Here is a 14,120-nt window from a genome sequence, read left to right on the forward strand (position 1 = left end):
ATACCCGAATGCCGAACGACACCATGAAAGCCGATCATCTTCCCCGCTGGAACGCAGCCCTCGCTGCGCTTGAAAACGGTTTGTTGCAGCGCGATGTCGCTGCACGGGCACTTCTGCTGGCTGCACTCGCCGGCGAACATGTGCTCTTGCTTGGCCCCCCGGGCACGGCCAAGAGCGAACTGGCCCGACGCCTCAAGGCCTTGCTGCCCGGTGCCCGCTACTTTGAGCGGTTGCTCACCCGCTTCTCGGTACCCGAGGAGCTGTTCGGCCCGCTCTCGCTCCGAGCCCTGGAGGAAGACCGGTACGAGCGCCTGGTGGAAGGCTACCTGCCCGCTGCCGAGGTCGCGTTTCTTGACGAGGTCTTCAAAGCCAACTCAGCCATCCTGAACACCCTCCTCGGGCTGCTGCACGAACGCCAGTTCGATAACGGTGCCCAGCGCATCGACGTGCCACTGGTGTGTCTGGTGGGTGCCAGCAACGAGACCCCGCAAGACGAAAGCCTGCACGCGTTCTTCGATCGCTTCCTGCTGCGCATTCCGGTGCTGCCGGTGGACGACGACCATTTTGCCGACTTGCTTTGCTGCGACATGTCTGCAGATGCCCCGCAGACCGTGGCCGAAGACGCCGCACTGGACACGGCCTTGCTGCAGGCCGTTCGGTCAGACGCCGGCGCAGTCACGCTGGGCTCGGAGACAGTGGCCCTGCTGCGCGAGGCCCGCGCCAGGGCTGCAGAAGAACACTGGGTGGTCTCCGACCGCCGTTGGCGTCAGCTCGCCCACCTGCTTCAAGTGCAAGCCGCGAGCCGAGGTGCCACTGAAACATCGGTCTGGGATACCTGGGTGCTGCCTTTTGTGCTCTCGCAAGACGCGCATCAGGTCAACGCGTGGACCGAGTGGTTCATGACCGAGGTCGCAGCGCTCAAACCGATCGAGACCACCGGGCTTGAACGCGCTGCCCAGGCGTTTGAACAACAGCTTGACGTGGAGCAGCGTGCCCCGGCGGACTCGCAGGACGACAGCGCGGGCAAGCTGGCCCTGGCCCGCGCCATCAGCGGCCCGGGCGGCAGCGAAAGCGAGCTGGTGCGCATCACCAGCGATCTGGCTCACAAACGCTACGGCGATCTGCATGTGCGCACCCGTGTACTGCAGATGGCAGACGTGATCAATCGCGCCGAATCGGTCATGGCGCTGGTGGAGGACACCATGGACGTCACGCTGGGCGCCATGGCTGCCCACTACTGGCTGCCCAGCTCATGGCGGGAGCGCATTGAAGCCAACCATCGGGCCCGCGCCGCCCAGGTTCGCCATCTGCGTGACCGCCTGCTGGTGACCCAGGCCTCTTTCGCCGGTTTGCCGCGCCTGGACGAATCCGACCCGATGGCCGCCGTTCCGCCGGCGGCCGTGGCCTGGGGAGACGATGTCGCAGTCTGACACCTCCCGTCAGACACCCTGCACTGCCCATGGATCAAACGGCCACCGCCACATCCTCCAGCACACCAGCCGACCAGCCCTACCACCTGCTGGAGGACCTGGCGCGCGAGATCTGGCGTTGGGCCATCGTGTGCAGCGGTGGCACGCCTGAGGCTCGCCTGTCGCACCTGGCACGCTGGCTTGACGCCCTCAAAGCCGGCCACCTGCCGGGCAAAGACATGGACCTTGGTGAACCCGGGGCCACGGGTGCCATGCGCGATGTGATCCGCGAACTGGAGCTCACCCAGATGTCCCAGGGCAGCGATTCTATGGCGTTGCAAATCCTGCAAAGCATGCTCTGGCACCTGGACAGCCTGATCGACCGGCCTGCGGCGCAATCACGTGAAGCAGCCATCGCCGACATGAAGGACTTGTTCAAGGAGAGCTGGAACCTTCAGCGCCAGGGCTGGGAGGAAGCGCTGGCGCTGCTCAAATCGCTGGGCGATACCTCTCACTGGCGCTGGGATGACCTGCAAGGGCAACTCAACCGGCGCGAATGGTCGGAAGCGCAACGCATTGGCGAGATGCTGGAGAAAATGCCCCAGCTCACCCATTTCATCAACCAGGTGGGGCGGCGCAAGCTGGACGCGCACCTGCCCAAGGCGTCGGTGAGCCAATCCACCCAGCACCATGCCCCGCCCGCCAGCCAGGCACCGGCAGAAGACGAAGAACGCCAGCCCGAGCCAACCGCCGTGGACGGGGTAAGGCTGTCCCGAACCCTGGAACGCATGCTCGGCAGCGAATCCGCCTGCCTCACGCACCCTGTCTGGCGCCGCCTGTGGCGCGCTCGCTTTGCCGAAGCCCGATTGCTCGCCTACGACGATCGCGCGCGCATTCCCTCACCTTTGCCCCAACCCTGGCCCGAGGGTGAAGCCAACGAGCGAGACCAACGCTCGGCCGGCCATGGCCCCATGATCATTTGTCTGGACACATCCGGCTCCATGCAGGGCGCACCCGAGAATGTGGCCAAAGCTTGCGTGCTGCAGGCCTTGCGCATTGCCCACAGCAGCGACCGGCGCTGCCTTTTGCTCTCTTTTGGCGGCCCGGGTGAGTTGCTGCAAAAGGAGCTTAGCCGCGACGCTGCCGGCCTGGACGCCCTGCTCGACACCATGGGCCAGTCCTTCGACGGCGGCACCGATGTGCAGACCCCGATCGAGCGCGCCATTTTGCAGACGCAACAGGAAGGCTGGCAAGACGCCGACGTTCTTATCGTCAGCGACGGAGAGTTCGGTCTGACCCATGAGGCGCTGGATGCATTGCGCGCCGCCAAAGACGCGCTGGCGCTGCGCGTGCACGGCATCCTCATTGGCGACCGCGAGACCATTGGCCTGATCGAAACCTGCGACCACCTTCACTGGGTGCGCGACTGGCGACGCTATGGCGCGGCAGGCGTTGCCGGTGCACAGGGCTTTTCACCGGTGCATGCCCGCAACCTCACGGCCCTGTACTTCCCCAACGCCATCCGGCATTGAGCCTTGCACGGGAACCATTCGTCCCCATATGCGTCTTATCCAGAGTTGATCAGGTTGCGCAGTCGGTGCAACCTGGTCGCCTGACACCAAGGAGAGAGCACCATGTGGAAACGACTGGCCGCCATCTGGATGGCACTGCGCGGAGACGTCAAGCGCGTCTGGTACGCCATGGGCCATCCGCACACCCCGCGCTGGTTCAAGCTGGGCGTGTTGGGCGTTCTGGTCTACCTGGTCTCACCCATCGACGTCATCCCGGACTTCCTGCCCTTGTTCGGCATCATGGATGACCTCGTCCTGGCCCCCTTGGCCTTGCGCTGGTTGCTCGCCCGCCTGCCTGAGCACGTTCAGCGCCATGCAGAGCAAGGTGGCCGACCGGTAGGCGCCAAGGTTCGTTCAGGCCGCTGAACCGCCAGCCGGGTCATCCTGAAAACCGTCGCGCCGGTAGGTCAGCACCAAGGTATCGCGCCAGCCCAGGGTGTCCTCGCTCACAGGCTGGATCGGTGTGGACTCATGGATCACGCGCGCATCATCGAGCAGCATCAATGACCAGGGGTCGCGCAGCGTGAAGCGTTGCCCCGACGGTCCATTGGCTTCGAACACACGGCTCTCACCTCCCTTGATGCCGTGCCGGTCGATCATGAACACGGCCACCAGGTCCACACCATCCCGGTGTGCCCCTTCGGGCGTGGGGCGCCCAATCCCATCAGTGGTGTCGATGCGGAACGGATGTGCCTCCACGTACCAGCGCCGCTCACCATGCAGTGCAGATGCCACTTCGCCCAGGCGCAACAAGATGCGATTCCACACCGGCAGCGCCAGCGTTTCCGGTGTGACCGGTTCAAACCAGCGTTCCATGCCACCATGGAGGGCGTTGTACGACACCGGCTGCCAATGCGCGCGATGTGGCACGGCCAGAACCTCGTTTCCATCCACGACAAAGCTGCCATGGCGTCGACGCCGGTACTTGCCACCGTCGCGCAAGTAATTGTCTGGCGGAAGATCCTCCCAGGCTGAGTGCAGGGCTGACAGGTCCTCCCCGGTAGCGGGCAGCCATTGCGTCACCGCGCTCGGATGCAGCAAGGCATAGCCTCGCTCAGCCAGCGCAGCGCCTTGTGCGGCCAGCGGGGAGAACGGCGGGGAAAATTCTTGCGTCATGTCCGCAGTGTACTGGCCTGACTCGGGTCAACTCATGCTCACACGAGACATTTGTCCCGCGTGGTACCTGCCCAAAGTCTGCGCTGGATCAAAGCCCGCCACACAAGGCGGTGCGAAGCTGATCCTGTCATCCAAGGAGGTTGCCATGTCAGAGATTCAGTGGTCCGACCAGCTGTTGCTGGACTTTGAACCCATGGACCAGGTTCACCGCGAATTCATCGACCTGCTCGCTCAGGTCGAGCAGGCACCAGACGATCACCTGGAAGAAGCATGGACAGCCATGCTGGGCCACACCACCGAGCACTTCGGCCGCGAAGACACCTGGATGCGCAAAACCAACTACGGCTCCGCGGCCAACCACATCATGCAGCACCGGGTGGTTCTCAACGTGCTCAGGGAAGGCCTGGACATGATCCGGTCACGCTCCTTCGAGCCCGCCCGCACCATGGCCCGCGAGCTGGCCGCATGGTTTGCCAAGCACACGCAAAGTCTGGACGCAGCCCTTGCCCAGCACTTGCGCAGCACGCAGGCAGATCTCAAGACTCTGGCAGCCTGATCGGTACCTCAGGGCAGCCTTGACACCTGATACGTGACAGATCCAGCCACATAGGCGGCATTTCGAAACATTTGCCTGCCAATGGGCTGGGGTAAACCATATAAGGCACTGCTTCTTTAGTGGCTATATTCAGGCCCAAGAGGAGACTTTGCCATGGCACACGTTGCTACCCATGCGGTTCCGCCCCAGCCAGATCAGCTGCCGGAATCGCGCTCTGACGCGCAAGCCGCACCGGAAGCGAACAGCGAATCCATCTTCAACCTGCCACTGGCCGAGCTGACGGCTCGCGATCCCGTCGAGTGGCTCAAGCTTGGCTGGCAGGACTTCAAACGCTGCCCGCGCATCGGCCTGTTCTATGGCCTGTGCTTCTTTCTCATGGGCCACGCTTTGCTCGCCGTTTTCCAGCGAGCACCAGAATATGTGCTTTGGTTGAGCGCCGGCTTCCTGCTGATGGGCCCATTCCTGTGCCTGGGCATCTACGACGCCAGCAAGGCCATGCAAACCAACGATCACCGGCCTTCCCTGCGCGCATCGCTGCTGGCATGGCGCCCCACCAAGGGCACCATGGGCATCTTTGCCTTTGTGCTGCTGATCCTGGAAATGCTCTGGGGCCGCGCTGCGCTGATCGTCTTTGCCGTCAGCTTCAACAACATGCCGGGAACCGTCGACGTGGTCGACATCCTGCTCGACCCGGAGAACATCGGTTTTGTCATCACCTACATCGTTGTGGGCGGCGTGTTTGCCACGCTGATCTTTGTGACCAGCGCCATCTCCATCCCCATGATCATGGATCGTCAGGTGGACGCCATCTCTGCCGGCCTCACCAGCATCCGCGCCTGCCTGAAGAACCCGGGCGTGATGATGCTCTGGGGTGGGCTGATCACCCTGATCATTCTGGTCTCCATGCTGCCCGCCTTTGTGGGCTTGCTGGTCACCGGCCCCATCATCGGCCACGCCACCTGGCATGCCTACCGGCGTCTCGTTCCAACCCCATCTGAAAGCGAAGCCGGCTGACGACCCGGGTGCGTTTCTTTGGCGAGGGTCCCCTGCCTCACGCAACAGCGAGAGGCGTGCTTTCTCGGCATTCGCGCCTTGGGCGCCGTTGTCAGCTGTTAACGTTCACCACCGTGCGGCCCCTTACCTGGCCGGACAGAATTCGCGGCGCCAGATCAATGGCGGCCGCCAGACCAATCTCTTCCGTCATGGCCGACAACTTGTCTTTGTCCAGCCACTGCGCAAGGCCCTTCCAGGCAAGTTCCCGGCGCACCATCGGTGCCATCACACTGTCAATGCCGTAGAGCGTCACGCCTCGCAGGATGAAGGGCATGACAGTGCCAGGCAGATCGAAGCCCTGCGCCAGACCGCAAGCCGTTACTGCGCCGTCGTAACGCGTACTGGCGCAAGCATTGACCAGGGTGTGGCTGCCCACCGAATCCACCACGCCGATCCAGCGCTCTTTCTGAAGCGGTTTGCCTGGCTCGGACAGAGCCGCCCGGTCCATCACCTCCGCAGCACCAAGTGATCTGAGATAGTCGGCTTCTGCCATACGGCCCGTAGAAGCCACCACCGTATGACCCATGGCGCTGAGCAGGGACACAGCCACACTGCCCACACCGCCGCTGGCACCAGTCACCAGCACCTCGCCGCTGCCGGGTTTGACGCCTGCCGCGTCAAGGTGGCGTTGCAAGGCTTGCACGCTGAGCATGGCGGTGTAGCCCGCTGTGCCCACGGCCATGGCCTCGCGTGTGCTGAGCCCGTCGGGCAAGGCCACCAACCAGTCGCCTTTGACCTTCGCCCTCTGTGCCAGGCCGCCCCAATGCACTTCACCCACTCCAAACCCGTTGAGCACCACTTCTTGCCCAACGGACCAGCGCGGATGGCTGCTGGCCGTCACTGTGCCCGCCAGATCAATGCCAGGCACCATGGGGAAGCTGCGCACCACGGGCGATTTACCCGTGATGGCCAGGCCGTCCTTGTAGTTGATGGTCGACCACTCCACATCAATGCTCACGTCGCCATCGGCCGGCAGCGACGTCTCATCGATGTCGGCCATGGCACATCGGTAGCCTTGCTCTTCTGTCTTGGTGATCAGCAATCCGCGAAACTGGCTCATCTGCCCGGGCTCCTTTGCTTCCGTCTGTGTCTGTCAATGGTTTGCGTATGCGCTGACGGCATTCAGCCCTTCTGCTCAAGCGCTTCCTGCTCGCGCTCTTGCAACAGACGCCACATGACTTTGCCACTGCCACTCTTGGGCAGTGCGTCCGCAAACTCGACCACACGCGGCACTTTGTACACCGCCATGTTTTCGCGGCACCAGTCGATGATGTCCTGCTCAGAGACCTTTCCTTTTGAATCCTGGCGCAAGACCACCACGGCCTTGACACTTTCGCCGCGGTAGCTGTCTTTCACCGAAATGATGCAGGCCTCTGCAATGGCGGGGTGGCGGAACATGAGAGTTTCCACCTCGGCAGGCCAGACCTTGAAGCCACTGGCGTTGATCATGCGCTTGAGGCGGTCGGTGATGAAGAAGTAGCCGTCTTCATCCATGCGGCCCATGTCGCCTGAGCGGAAGAATGTCTTGCCATCGAAATCGATGAACGCTGCTTCCGTGGCATCAGGGCGCTTCCAGTAGCCTTTGAACACGGAAGGGCCGTGGATGATGATTTCGCCGGGCTCGCCAACGGGCATTTCCTGCAAGGTGTCCGGGTCCACCACGCGGGCGTCCACACCCACAAAAGGAATGCCCAGGCACTGCTGCTTGGGGTGGTCGAGCGGGTTGCTGTGCGACGGTGCCGCAGTTTCTGTCAGGCCATAACCTTCCGCAAAGCTGAGGTTGAATTGTTCCTTGAGGCGCTGTGCCACCGCCTGCGGCATGGCCGCACCTCCTCCGCTGATGGCCTTGATGGACGACAAGTCGTACTGCTCGAAATTCGGGCTGGCCATCAAGTCGATGATCATGGTGGGAATGTTCGTCCAGGTCGTGACCTTCCATGCCGAAATCAGCTTGCCGGCCAGCTCGCGGTCCCAGCGCGGCATGACGACGATGGTGGAGCCGGAGTAAATGCCGCCATGCATGCCACCGACCATGCCGGTGATGTGGAACATGGGCACCACCACCAGCGACACATTCTCTGACGTGGTGCCACCGCCCCAGATGGACGACGCAATGGCGTTGTGCATGATGGTCGCATGTGTGTGCATGCAGCCTTTGGGCAAACCGGTGGTGCCACTGGTGTAGGGCAGCACGCACAAATCGAACGGGCCGGCCGTGTGCCCGGGCAAAGCAGCTTGGCTGGACATGGCGGTGGCCCAGTCCACGCATTGGCCGCCGTTCGGTAGCTCCGGCAGCGGGTGCTTGGCATCCAGCCATGGCGCCCAGGCGGGAGGCACTTCTGCCGCGGGGCCCATGGCGTCACTGTAGTGGCTGGACACCATGTGCTTGAGTTGCTGCTCTGCCGGCATTTGCGCGTTGGCCTTGGCCAGTTCGCCGGCCAGGTCCGCAGCCACCACGGCGTAGCGCGCATCCGGGTCTGAGATGTAGTGCTTGAGCTCTTCTGCCCGGTTCATCGGGTTGACGGGCACCACCACCGCGTTTGCACGAAGAATGCCGTAGTAGGCCACGACAAACTGCGGACAGTTCTGCATGAACAGAATGACACGGTCACCTTTTTGCACGCCGGCTTCATGCAGATGCGCTGCCATGCGCTCGGCCGAGGCCTTGAGTTCCCGGTAGGTAATGATGGTGTCGAAGAAGATCAGCGCCGGCTTGTCCGGATAACGCATGGCACTGACTTCGAGATTGGCCCACAACGAGGTCGCGGGTGTGTCAATCGCGTACGGCAGGCGCTGCATCCAGAAACGGTGATGCGCGCGCTCGGGCATCTCGGCGGCCTTCAGGCTGTTCTCGATCATTTTTCAAATGTCTCCTGGCATTGGGGCGACTCAATGGCCGCTTTCTTTGGTGGCATGCACGCGGTGTGCGCAACCCAGTTTGTCGCACATCTGGCGAACCAAGCATACGGCCGCACCCCTGCCGCGCAAATGCGTACATGTCGCCCGGGAGACGAGTCAGAAACACACAGGGTTTTCACTCAGAATGCCCTTGGCATGGAACCTGCTGACAGGCTCTTCCATCATTCGGGCGCACCAAAAATGGCTGACAACCGGCTTTCAAAAAGCCCTGCATGTCCATGGAAACCCGGGTGTTTGTTAACGCTACCTGACATAAAGTCAGGGGCACCGGCTAGCTGCCCAATCTTGGTGCGGCCAAAGTCAAACTTTGAAACCGGAAGTGAAATTGACCAACCAACGGAGTGAAACACTCATGAAAAAGACAACGGTGAAAATGTCCATCGCAGCCATGGGCGCCATTGCAGCTCTGGCCAGTGCGCCTGCACACGCTGGCAAAGACCTCGACGCCATCATGAAGCGGGGCGAGCTGATCTGCGGCGTCAACAGTGGCCTCGCTGGCTTCTCTGCCGCCGACAGTCAGGGCAAGTGGAGCGGCATGGATGTGGACGTCTGCCGCTCAGTGGCCGCCGCCATCCTCAAGGACGCCGACAAGGTGCGCTACGTTCCCCTGACCGCACAACAGCGTTTCACTGCGCTGGCCTCGGGTGAAGTGGACATCCTCTCTCGCAACACCACCTGGACCATGACCCGCGACGCGTCGCTGGGCATTGTCTTTACCGGCGTGAACTTCTACGACGGTCAGGGCTTCATGGTGCCCAAGAAGCTGGGCGTCAAGAGCGCCAAGCAGCTCAAAGGCGCGACGGTGTGCGTACAGTCTGGTACCACCACCGAACTGAACCTGACGGACTACTCGCGCGCCAACGGCCTGAAGCTCAAGCCCGTCGTGTTCGAGAAGGTTGAAGCTGCTACCGCTGCCTACGTGGCAGGCCGCTGCCAGGCCTACACGACCGACGCTTCCGGTCTGGCCTCCATCCGTGCCAAGGAAACCTCCAACCCGGCCGATCACGCCATCCTGCCCGAGCTGATCTCCAAAGAGCCCCTGGGCCCATCGGTCCGCCGCGGCGACGATGAGTTCTTCTCCATCGTCAAGTGGGTCGGTTTCGCCCTGCTGGAAGCTGAAGAACTGGGCATCACCCAGGCCAACGCCGACAAGATGAAGGCCGAGAGCAAGAACCCGGGCGTCATGCGACTGCTGGGTGCTGGCAGCGAGGACACCGGCAAGCTGGTGGGCCTGGACGCTGAATGGGCCCTGCGCGCTGTCAAGGCAGTGGGCAACTACGGCGAACAATTTGAGCGCCACGTCGGCCCCAACACGGCGATCGGTCTGCCACGCGGCTCCAACAACCTGTGGAGCCAGGGTGGCCTGATGTACGCGCCACCGGTCCGCTAAGCCAAGCGACCAAGCCGGCCGCCCGGCGCTTTCCTGGCGATGTGCCTTGTGCACACACGGGATGGCGCTGACGGCCGGCCCTTCACTCCAAGACATTTTCAGACTCTGACGGCTTCACGCTTGAAGACCATGACGGTCGGCCTTCGTGCAAAACCCGGTCAAGCAATGTGCGGACCTCCCTCCCGCTTGTCTGGCCAGCACCGCCGGCCTTCGTGCTCAAGCATGAGCCCGTCGGGTCTTTCTTTTTTGAGAAACAGTTTCTCAATCAGCCTTGTCTTTTCCTTATTCCAACGGTTCTGACTGCCTGCCAACGAACCAAGCTCGCCTTCACATCAAAGAAAAAGACGCAACGACCACAAATTGATGCGCCCGAATAACAATTTCTCTCATGGCTCATACCTGACTGGGAGCACAGCTTGAGTACGCAATCTCCACCCCGACACAAACACCAGTGGTCGCTCAACAGCAAAGCCACGCGCGGTGTCATCTTCCAGGTCCTGCTGGTTCTGGGCATTGCCCTGGCCGTCTGGTTCCTGTCTCACAATACCCAGCGCAACATGGAGCGCCTGGGCATGCAAAGCGGTTTTGACTTTCTGACCGCCAACGCTGGTTTCGACATCGGCGAAAAGCCGGTCGAATATTCACCGACAGACAGTTACGGCAAAGCCATCTGGATTGGCGTTCTGAACACGCTGAAGGTGGCTGTCACCGGCATCATCCTCACCACCATCCTGGGCGTCTCGCTCGGCGTGGGCCGCTTCTCCCGCAACGTGCTGGTCCGCGGCCTTTGCTATGGCTATGTCGAAGCCTTCCGCAACGTGCCGCTGCTGCTGCAATTGCTGATGTGGTACATCGTCTACCTCAACATCCTGCCCGAGACGTTTGAGCCGATGAATTTCGGCGACATCGCCTTTCTGAGCAAGGGCGGGCTGGCCTATCCGTTCCCCACCGAAGGCGTCGGTCAGGTGTTGCTGGGTGCCATCGGTGGCGTGATCGCAGGCGTGTTCTGGCGCCGCCACGTCCAGAAAACATTCGAGGCCACTGGCAAGAATGGAGACCGCGTCTGGACCCCCATTGCCCTGGTTGTCGCTGGAGCGCTGGTTGGCTGGGTGATTGCCGGTGCCCCCACCAAATGGGACGTTCCCGTGCATGAGGGCTTCCTCATGGAAGGTGGCGCACGCATCACACCCGAGTTCCTGACGCTTCTGACTGGCCTGGTTTGCTACACCTCGGCATTCGTTGCAGAGGTGGTGCGTGGCGGCATTCAGTCGGTCAGTCGCGGCCAGGAAGAGGCTGCCATGGCTTTGGGACTGACACAGGGTCAAAAGATGAACCTTGTCGTGCTGCCTCAGGCCATGCGGGTCATCATCCCCTCGCTGACCAACCAGTACCTCAACCTCACCAAGAACTCCTCTCTTGCGGTGGCCATCGGATACCCGGACGTGGTCTCCATTGCCCAGACCACCATTAACCAGAGCGGGCGTGCCGTCGAATGCGTGGCCATCATCATGCTGGTGTACCTGTCGACGTCCCTGACGACGTCGGGAATCATGAACTGGTACAACAGCCGCATGGCCATCAAGGAACGCTGAAGAGAGGAATACCGAGATGGCTGATACATTCATTCCCATCCCTGCGCGCCCTTCGCCGGTGCGCACGACCGGCGCCCTTCCCTGGATGCGCCGCAACCTGTTCGCAGGCTGGAAAAACTCGCTGACCACTGTGATCCTGATCGGCCTGGCCCTGTGGCTGCTGCCCAAGGCAATGAGCTGGGTCTTCATCGAGTCGGTCTGGCGGCCAGACGCCGAGGCTTGTCAGGCTGCCCGCGGCCAGGGGGCTTGCTGGGGCGTGGTGGCGGAGAAATACCGCATCATCCTGTTCGGCAGGTTTCCCTACGAAGAGCAATGGCGGCCGCTGATCGCCACGCTGATCATGGTCGCCGGCCTGGTGCTCAGCTGCATTCGCTACTTCTGGAAGCCCTGGCTCATCGGCCTCTGGGCCTTCGTGGTGGCCCAGTTCTTTGTGCTGATGCTTGGCGGTTTGTTCGGCCTTTCTCCTGTCCGGACCGACCAGTGGGGCGGCTTGCCGCTGACAATCTTCCTGGCCACGATCTCGATCTTCCTGGCGTTTCCGCTGTCGGTCATCGTGGCACTGGGCAGGCGCAGCCAGCTCCCGGCGGCGCGAAGTGCGAGCATTGTCTATGTGGAGCTGATCCGTGGCGTGCCACTGATCTCCGTGCTCTTCATGGCCACGTTCATGTTCCCGCTGTTCATGCCGCCCGGAACTGAAATCGACACACTGCTTCGTGTGGTGGTGGGCATCACGCTGTTCGCTGGCGCCTACATGGCCGAGATCATCCGGGGCGGCCTGCAGGCCATCCCGAAAGGCCAGACGGAAGCGGCGGACACCCTCGGCCTGACCTACTGGCAGACCCAGCGCAAGATCGTGCTGCCGCAGGCATTGGCCATGGTCGTGCCCAGCATGATGAACAACTTCATCTCGATCTTCAAGGACACATCGCTGGTCTACATCGTCTCGCTGTTCGAGCTCACAGGCGCACTCAACATCGCCCTGAACTCCGACGTCGACTGGCGGCCCTACAAGATCGAAGGCTACATCTTCATCGCGCTGATCTATTTCGCGTTCTGCTTCTCCATGTCGCGCTACAGCCTGTGGGTTGAAAAGCAACTGAGTACCAGCAAAGCTCGCTGAGCCAGGCCTCAGATCACGACAAGAACACTCACACGACACAATAATTTCTCAGGACCATCACAACATGACCACCACAGCAGAACCCATTATCAAGTTCGACAAGGTCAACAAGTGGTACGGCAATGACTTCCACGTACTGCGCGACATAGACCTGAACGTGGCCCAGGGCGAGCGCATCGTCATCTGCGGCCCGTCCGGCTCCGGCAAGTCGACCATGATCCGCTGCATCAACCGGCTGGAAGAGCACCAGGAAGGTCACCTTATCGTCGACGGCACCGAGCTGACAGACGACATCAAGGCCATTGATCGCGTGCGACGCGAAGTTGGCATGGTGTTCCAGCAGTTCAACCTCTTCCCGCACCTCACTGTGCTGGAGAACCTCACGCTTTCCCCCATGTGGGTCGGCAAGATCCCCAAGAAGGAAGCTGAAGAGCGCGCCATGCAGCAGCTCGAGCGCGTCAAGATTGCCAACCAGGCACTCAAGTACCCGCTGCAGCTCTCCGGCGGCCAGCAGCAGCGCGTGGCCATTGCCCGCGCTTTGTGTCTGACCCCCAAGATCATGCTGTTTGATGAGCCCACCTCTGCGCTCGACCCCGAGATGATCAAGGAAGTGCTGGACGTGATGATCGAGCTGGCCAACCAGGGCATCACCATGCTGTGCGTGACGCACGAAATGGGTTTTGCCAAGGCGGTGGCCGACCGTGTGATCTTCATGGACCAGGGGCAGATCGTCGAGCAGAACACGCCCGACGAGTTCTTCAACAACCCGCAAAACGAGCGCAGCAAGGACTTCCTGTCCAAGATTCTGGGGCACTGAACCAGGCTCACGTTCAGGTTCAGGCTCAGGCTCAACCTCAGGCACCAATCTTGCATTGCCACTGAAGAGCGGCAAAACATCACGGTCCGGCGCACCATGCATGGGCGTTTTCACCCATGACAGCGCGGGATCGTGATGCCGATAATGTCCTTAGGCGGCACCGGACGGACCATCGTCCTGCCACCCTCGCGATTCAACATGCGATTTGGTTTGTCCAACCTTCCAAAAGGAGGATGCGAACATGATTGAGGCCACTGCCACGGGAAGCGCCATCGTCAAGGCGCGACTGGACCTGGCGCTACTGGATCAGGCGCTGCACAAGCTGGAATCCGACGAGATGTCTCCAGCCCAGTTTGCCGACATCGCCCGCCACGAAAATGAACTGCTCTCCGCACTGCCCGACCGCTACGGCATGGTGCTGGGCAATGTGCTCGACCGGCTGGAAGCCAGCGCCCTGTTTGTGGAGGAAAGCTGCTCATTCAGCCATGCGGAGTTGCTGCAGCAACTGCACATCTGGGTGGAAAAAGCTGGCGAACAGCTCCACAGCTGAACGGGTACAGGGCGACGATTGCTGTGT

General features: G+C 61.7%; 13 protein-coding genes. 10 read left to right on the forward strand and 3 right to left on the reverse strand.

The annotated features are described in order from the left end of the window. Nucleotides 1-8: 8 nt before the first annotated feature. From ABWV89_RS16835 to ABWV89_RS16845, 3 genes are all read left to right on the forward strand, one after another. Nucleotides 9-1,430: an AAA family ATPase gene (locus ABWV89_RS16835; RefSeq protein WP_353399504.1), complete on the forward strand. Its 1,422-nt coding sequence runs from the start codon at nucleotides 9-11 to the stop codon at nucleotides 1,428-1,430. 29 nt (nucleotides 1,431-1,459) lie between these two features. After that, the gene (locus ABWV89_RS16840) at nucleotides 1,460-2,941 is read left to right on the forward strand and encodes a VWA domain-containing protein (RefSeq protein WP_353399506.1); all 1,482 of its coding nucleotides are present in this window, start codon (nucleotides 1,460-1,462) and stop codon (nucleotides 2,939-2,941) included. A 102-nt stretch (nucleotides 2,942-3,043) separates the two neighbouring features. Continuing rightward, nucleotides 3,044-3,346, forward strand: a complete 303-nt coding sequence (locus ABWV89_RS16845; protein ID WP_353399509.1) for a YkvA family protein — start codon at nucleotides 3,044-3,046, stop codon at nucleotides 3,344-3,346. Here ABWV89_RS16845 and ABWV89_RS16850 read toward each other — a convergent pair. Then, a complete protein-coding gene (locus ABWV89_RS16850) occupies nucleotides 3,335-4,096 on the reverse strand; it encodes a 2OG-Fe dioxygenase family protein (protein ID WP_353399512.1) in 762 nt (253 codons plus the stop codon). The genes ABWV89_RS16845 and ABWV89_RS16850 overlap by 12 nt on opposite strands. 145 nt (nucleotides 4,097-4,241) lie before the next feature. Between ABWV89_RS16850 and ABWV89_RS16855 the strand changes: the two genes are divergently transcribed. Further along, nucleotides 4,242-4,652 carry a bacteriohemerythrin gene (locus tag ABWV89_RS16855; protein WP_353399515.1) on the forward strand — a complete coding sequence of 137 codons (411 nt, stop codon included), beginning with the start codon at nucleotides 4,242-4,244 and terminating at the stop codon, nucleotides 4,650-4,652. A 153-nt stretch (nucleotides 4,653-4,805) separates the two neighbouring features. Continuing rightward, nucleotides 4,806-5,666, forward strand: coding sequence for a DUF2189 domain-containing protein (locus ABWV89_RS16860; protein WP_353399518.1), 861 nt, complete (start codon nucleotides 4,806-4,808; stop codon nucleotides 5,664-5,666). Nucleotides 5,667-5,757: 91 nt separating this feature from the next. On the opposite strand, the gene acuI is transcribed toward ABWV89_RS16860, so the two are convergent. Next, on the reverse strand, nucleotides 5,758-6,765 hold the full coding sequence (acuI, locus tag ABWV89_RS16865) for an acrylyl-CoA reductase (NADPH) (protein WP_353399520.1): 1,008 nt from the start codon (nucleotides 6,763-6,765) through the stop codon (nucleotides 5,758-5,760). A 62-nt stretch (nucleotides 6,766-6,827) separates the two neighbouring features. Continuing rightward, nucleotides 6,828-8,534: a long-chain fatty acid--CoA ligase gene (locus ABWV89_RS16870; protein WP_353399749.1), complete on the reverse strand. Its 1,707-nt coding sequence runs from the start codon at nucleotides 8,532-8,534 to the stop codon at nucleotides 6,828-6,830. Between the two features lie 442 nt (nucleotides 8,535-8,976). Here ABWV89_RS16870 and ABWV89_RS16875 point away from each other — a divergent pair, with 442 nt between their 5' ends. From ABWV89_RS16875 to ABWV89_RS16895, 5 genes are all read left to right on the forward strand, one after another. After that, nucleotides 8,977-10,014, forward strand: a complete 1,038-nt coding sequence (locus ABWV89_RS16875; protein WP_353399523.1) for an amino acid ABC transporter substrate-binding protein — start codon at nucleotides 8,977-8,979, stop codon at nucleotides 10,012-10,014. Between the two features lie 416 nt (nucleotides 10,015-10,430). Next, nucleotides 10,431-11,606 (forward strand): amino acid ABC transporter permease, encoded by a 1,176-nt coding sequence (locus tag ABWV89_RS16880; RefSeq protein WP_353399526.1) that lies wholly within the window; start codon nucleotides 10,431-10,433, stop codon nucleotides 11,604-11,606. A 16-nt stretch (nucleotides 11,607-11,622) separates the two neighbouring features. Further along, nucleotides 11,623-12,726, forward strand: a complete 1,104-nt coding sequence (locus ABWV89_RS16885; protein ID WP_353399529.1) for an amino acid ABC transporter permease — start codon at nucleotides 11,623-11,625, stop codon at nucleotides 12,724-12,726. A gap of 64 nt (nucleotides 12,727-12,790) precedes the next feature. Further along, nucleotides 12,791-13,543 carry an amino acid ABC transporter ATP-binding protein gene (locus ABWV89_RS16890; RefSeq protein ID WP_353399532.1) on the forward strand — a complete coding sequence of 251 codons (753 nt, stop codon included), beginning with the start codon at nucleotides 12,791-12,793 and terminating at the stop codon, nucleotides 13,541-13,543. Between the two features lie 241 nt (nucleotides 13,544-13,784). Next, a complete protein-coding gene (locus ABWV89_RS16895; RefSeq protein ID WP_353399535.1) occupies nucleotides 13,785-14,093 on the forward strand; it encodes a hypothetical protein in 309 nt (102 codons plus the stop codon). Nucleotides 14,094-14,120: the final 27 nt, after the last annotated feature.

The sequence above is a fragment of the Hydrogenophaga sp. 5NK40-0174 genome (assembly GCF_040372165.1).
GTDB lineage: Bacteria > Pseudomonadota > Gammaproteobacteria > Burkholderiales > Burkholderiaceae_C > Hydrogenophaga.

What these genes read in the sequence shown, in the direction of transcription:
- ABWV89_RS16835 (WP_353399504.1), top strand. Translation starts at nt 9, where the DNA reads ATGCCGAACGACACCATGAAAGCCGATCATCTTCCCCGCTGGAACGCA.
- ABWV89_RS16840 (WP_353399506.1), top strand. Translation starts at nt 1,460, where the DNA reads ATGGATCAAACGGCCACCGCCACATCCTCCAGCACACCAGCCGACCAG.
- ABWV89_RS16845 (WP_353399509.1), top strand. Translation starts at nt 3,044, where the DNA reads ATGTGGAAACGACTGGCCGCCATCTGGATGGCACTGCGCGGAGACGTC.
- ABWV89_RS16850 (WP_353399512.1), bottom strand. Translation starts at nt 4,096, where the DNA reads ATGACGCAAGAATTTTCCCCGCCGTTCTCCCCGCTGGCCGCACAAGGC.
- ABWV89_RS16855 (WP_353399515.1), top strand. Translation starts at nt 4,242, where the DNA reads ATGTCAGAGATTCAGTGGTCCGACCAGCTGTTGCTGGACTTTGAACCC.
- ABWV89_RS16860 (WP_353399518.1), top strand. Translation starts at nt 4,806, where the DNA reads ATGGCACACGTTGCTACCCATGCGGTTCCGCCCCAGCCAGATCAGCTG.
- acuI (WP_353399520.1), bottom strand. Translation starts at nt 6,765, where the DNA reads ATGAGCCAGTTTCGCGGATTGCTGATCACCAAGACAGAAGAGCAAGGC.
- ABWV89_RS16870 (WP_353399749.1), bottom strand. Translation starts at nt 8,534, where the DNA reads ATGCCCGAGCGCGCGCATCACCGTTTCTGGATGCAGCGCCTGCCGTAC.
- ABWV89_RS16875 (WP_353399523.1), top strand. Translation starts at nt 8,977, where the DNA reads ATGAAAAAGACAACGGTGAAAATGTCCATCGCAGCCATGGGCGCCATT.
- ABWV89_RS16885 (WP_353399529.1), top strand. Translation starts at nt 11,623, where the DNA reads ATGGCTGATACATTCATTCCCATCCCTGCGCGCCCTTCGCCGGTGCGC.
- ABWV89_RS16890 (WP_353399532.1), top strand. Translation starts at nt 12,791, where the DNA reads ATGACCACCACAGCAGAACCCATTATCAAGTTCGACAAGGTCAACAAG.
- ABWV89_RS16895 (WP_353399535.1), top strand. Translation starts at nt 13,785, where the DNA reads ATGATTGAGGCCACTGCCACGGGAAGCGCCATCGTCAAGGCGCGACTG.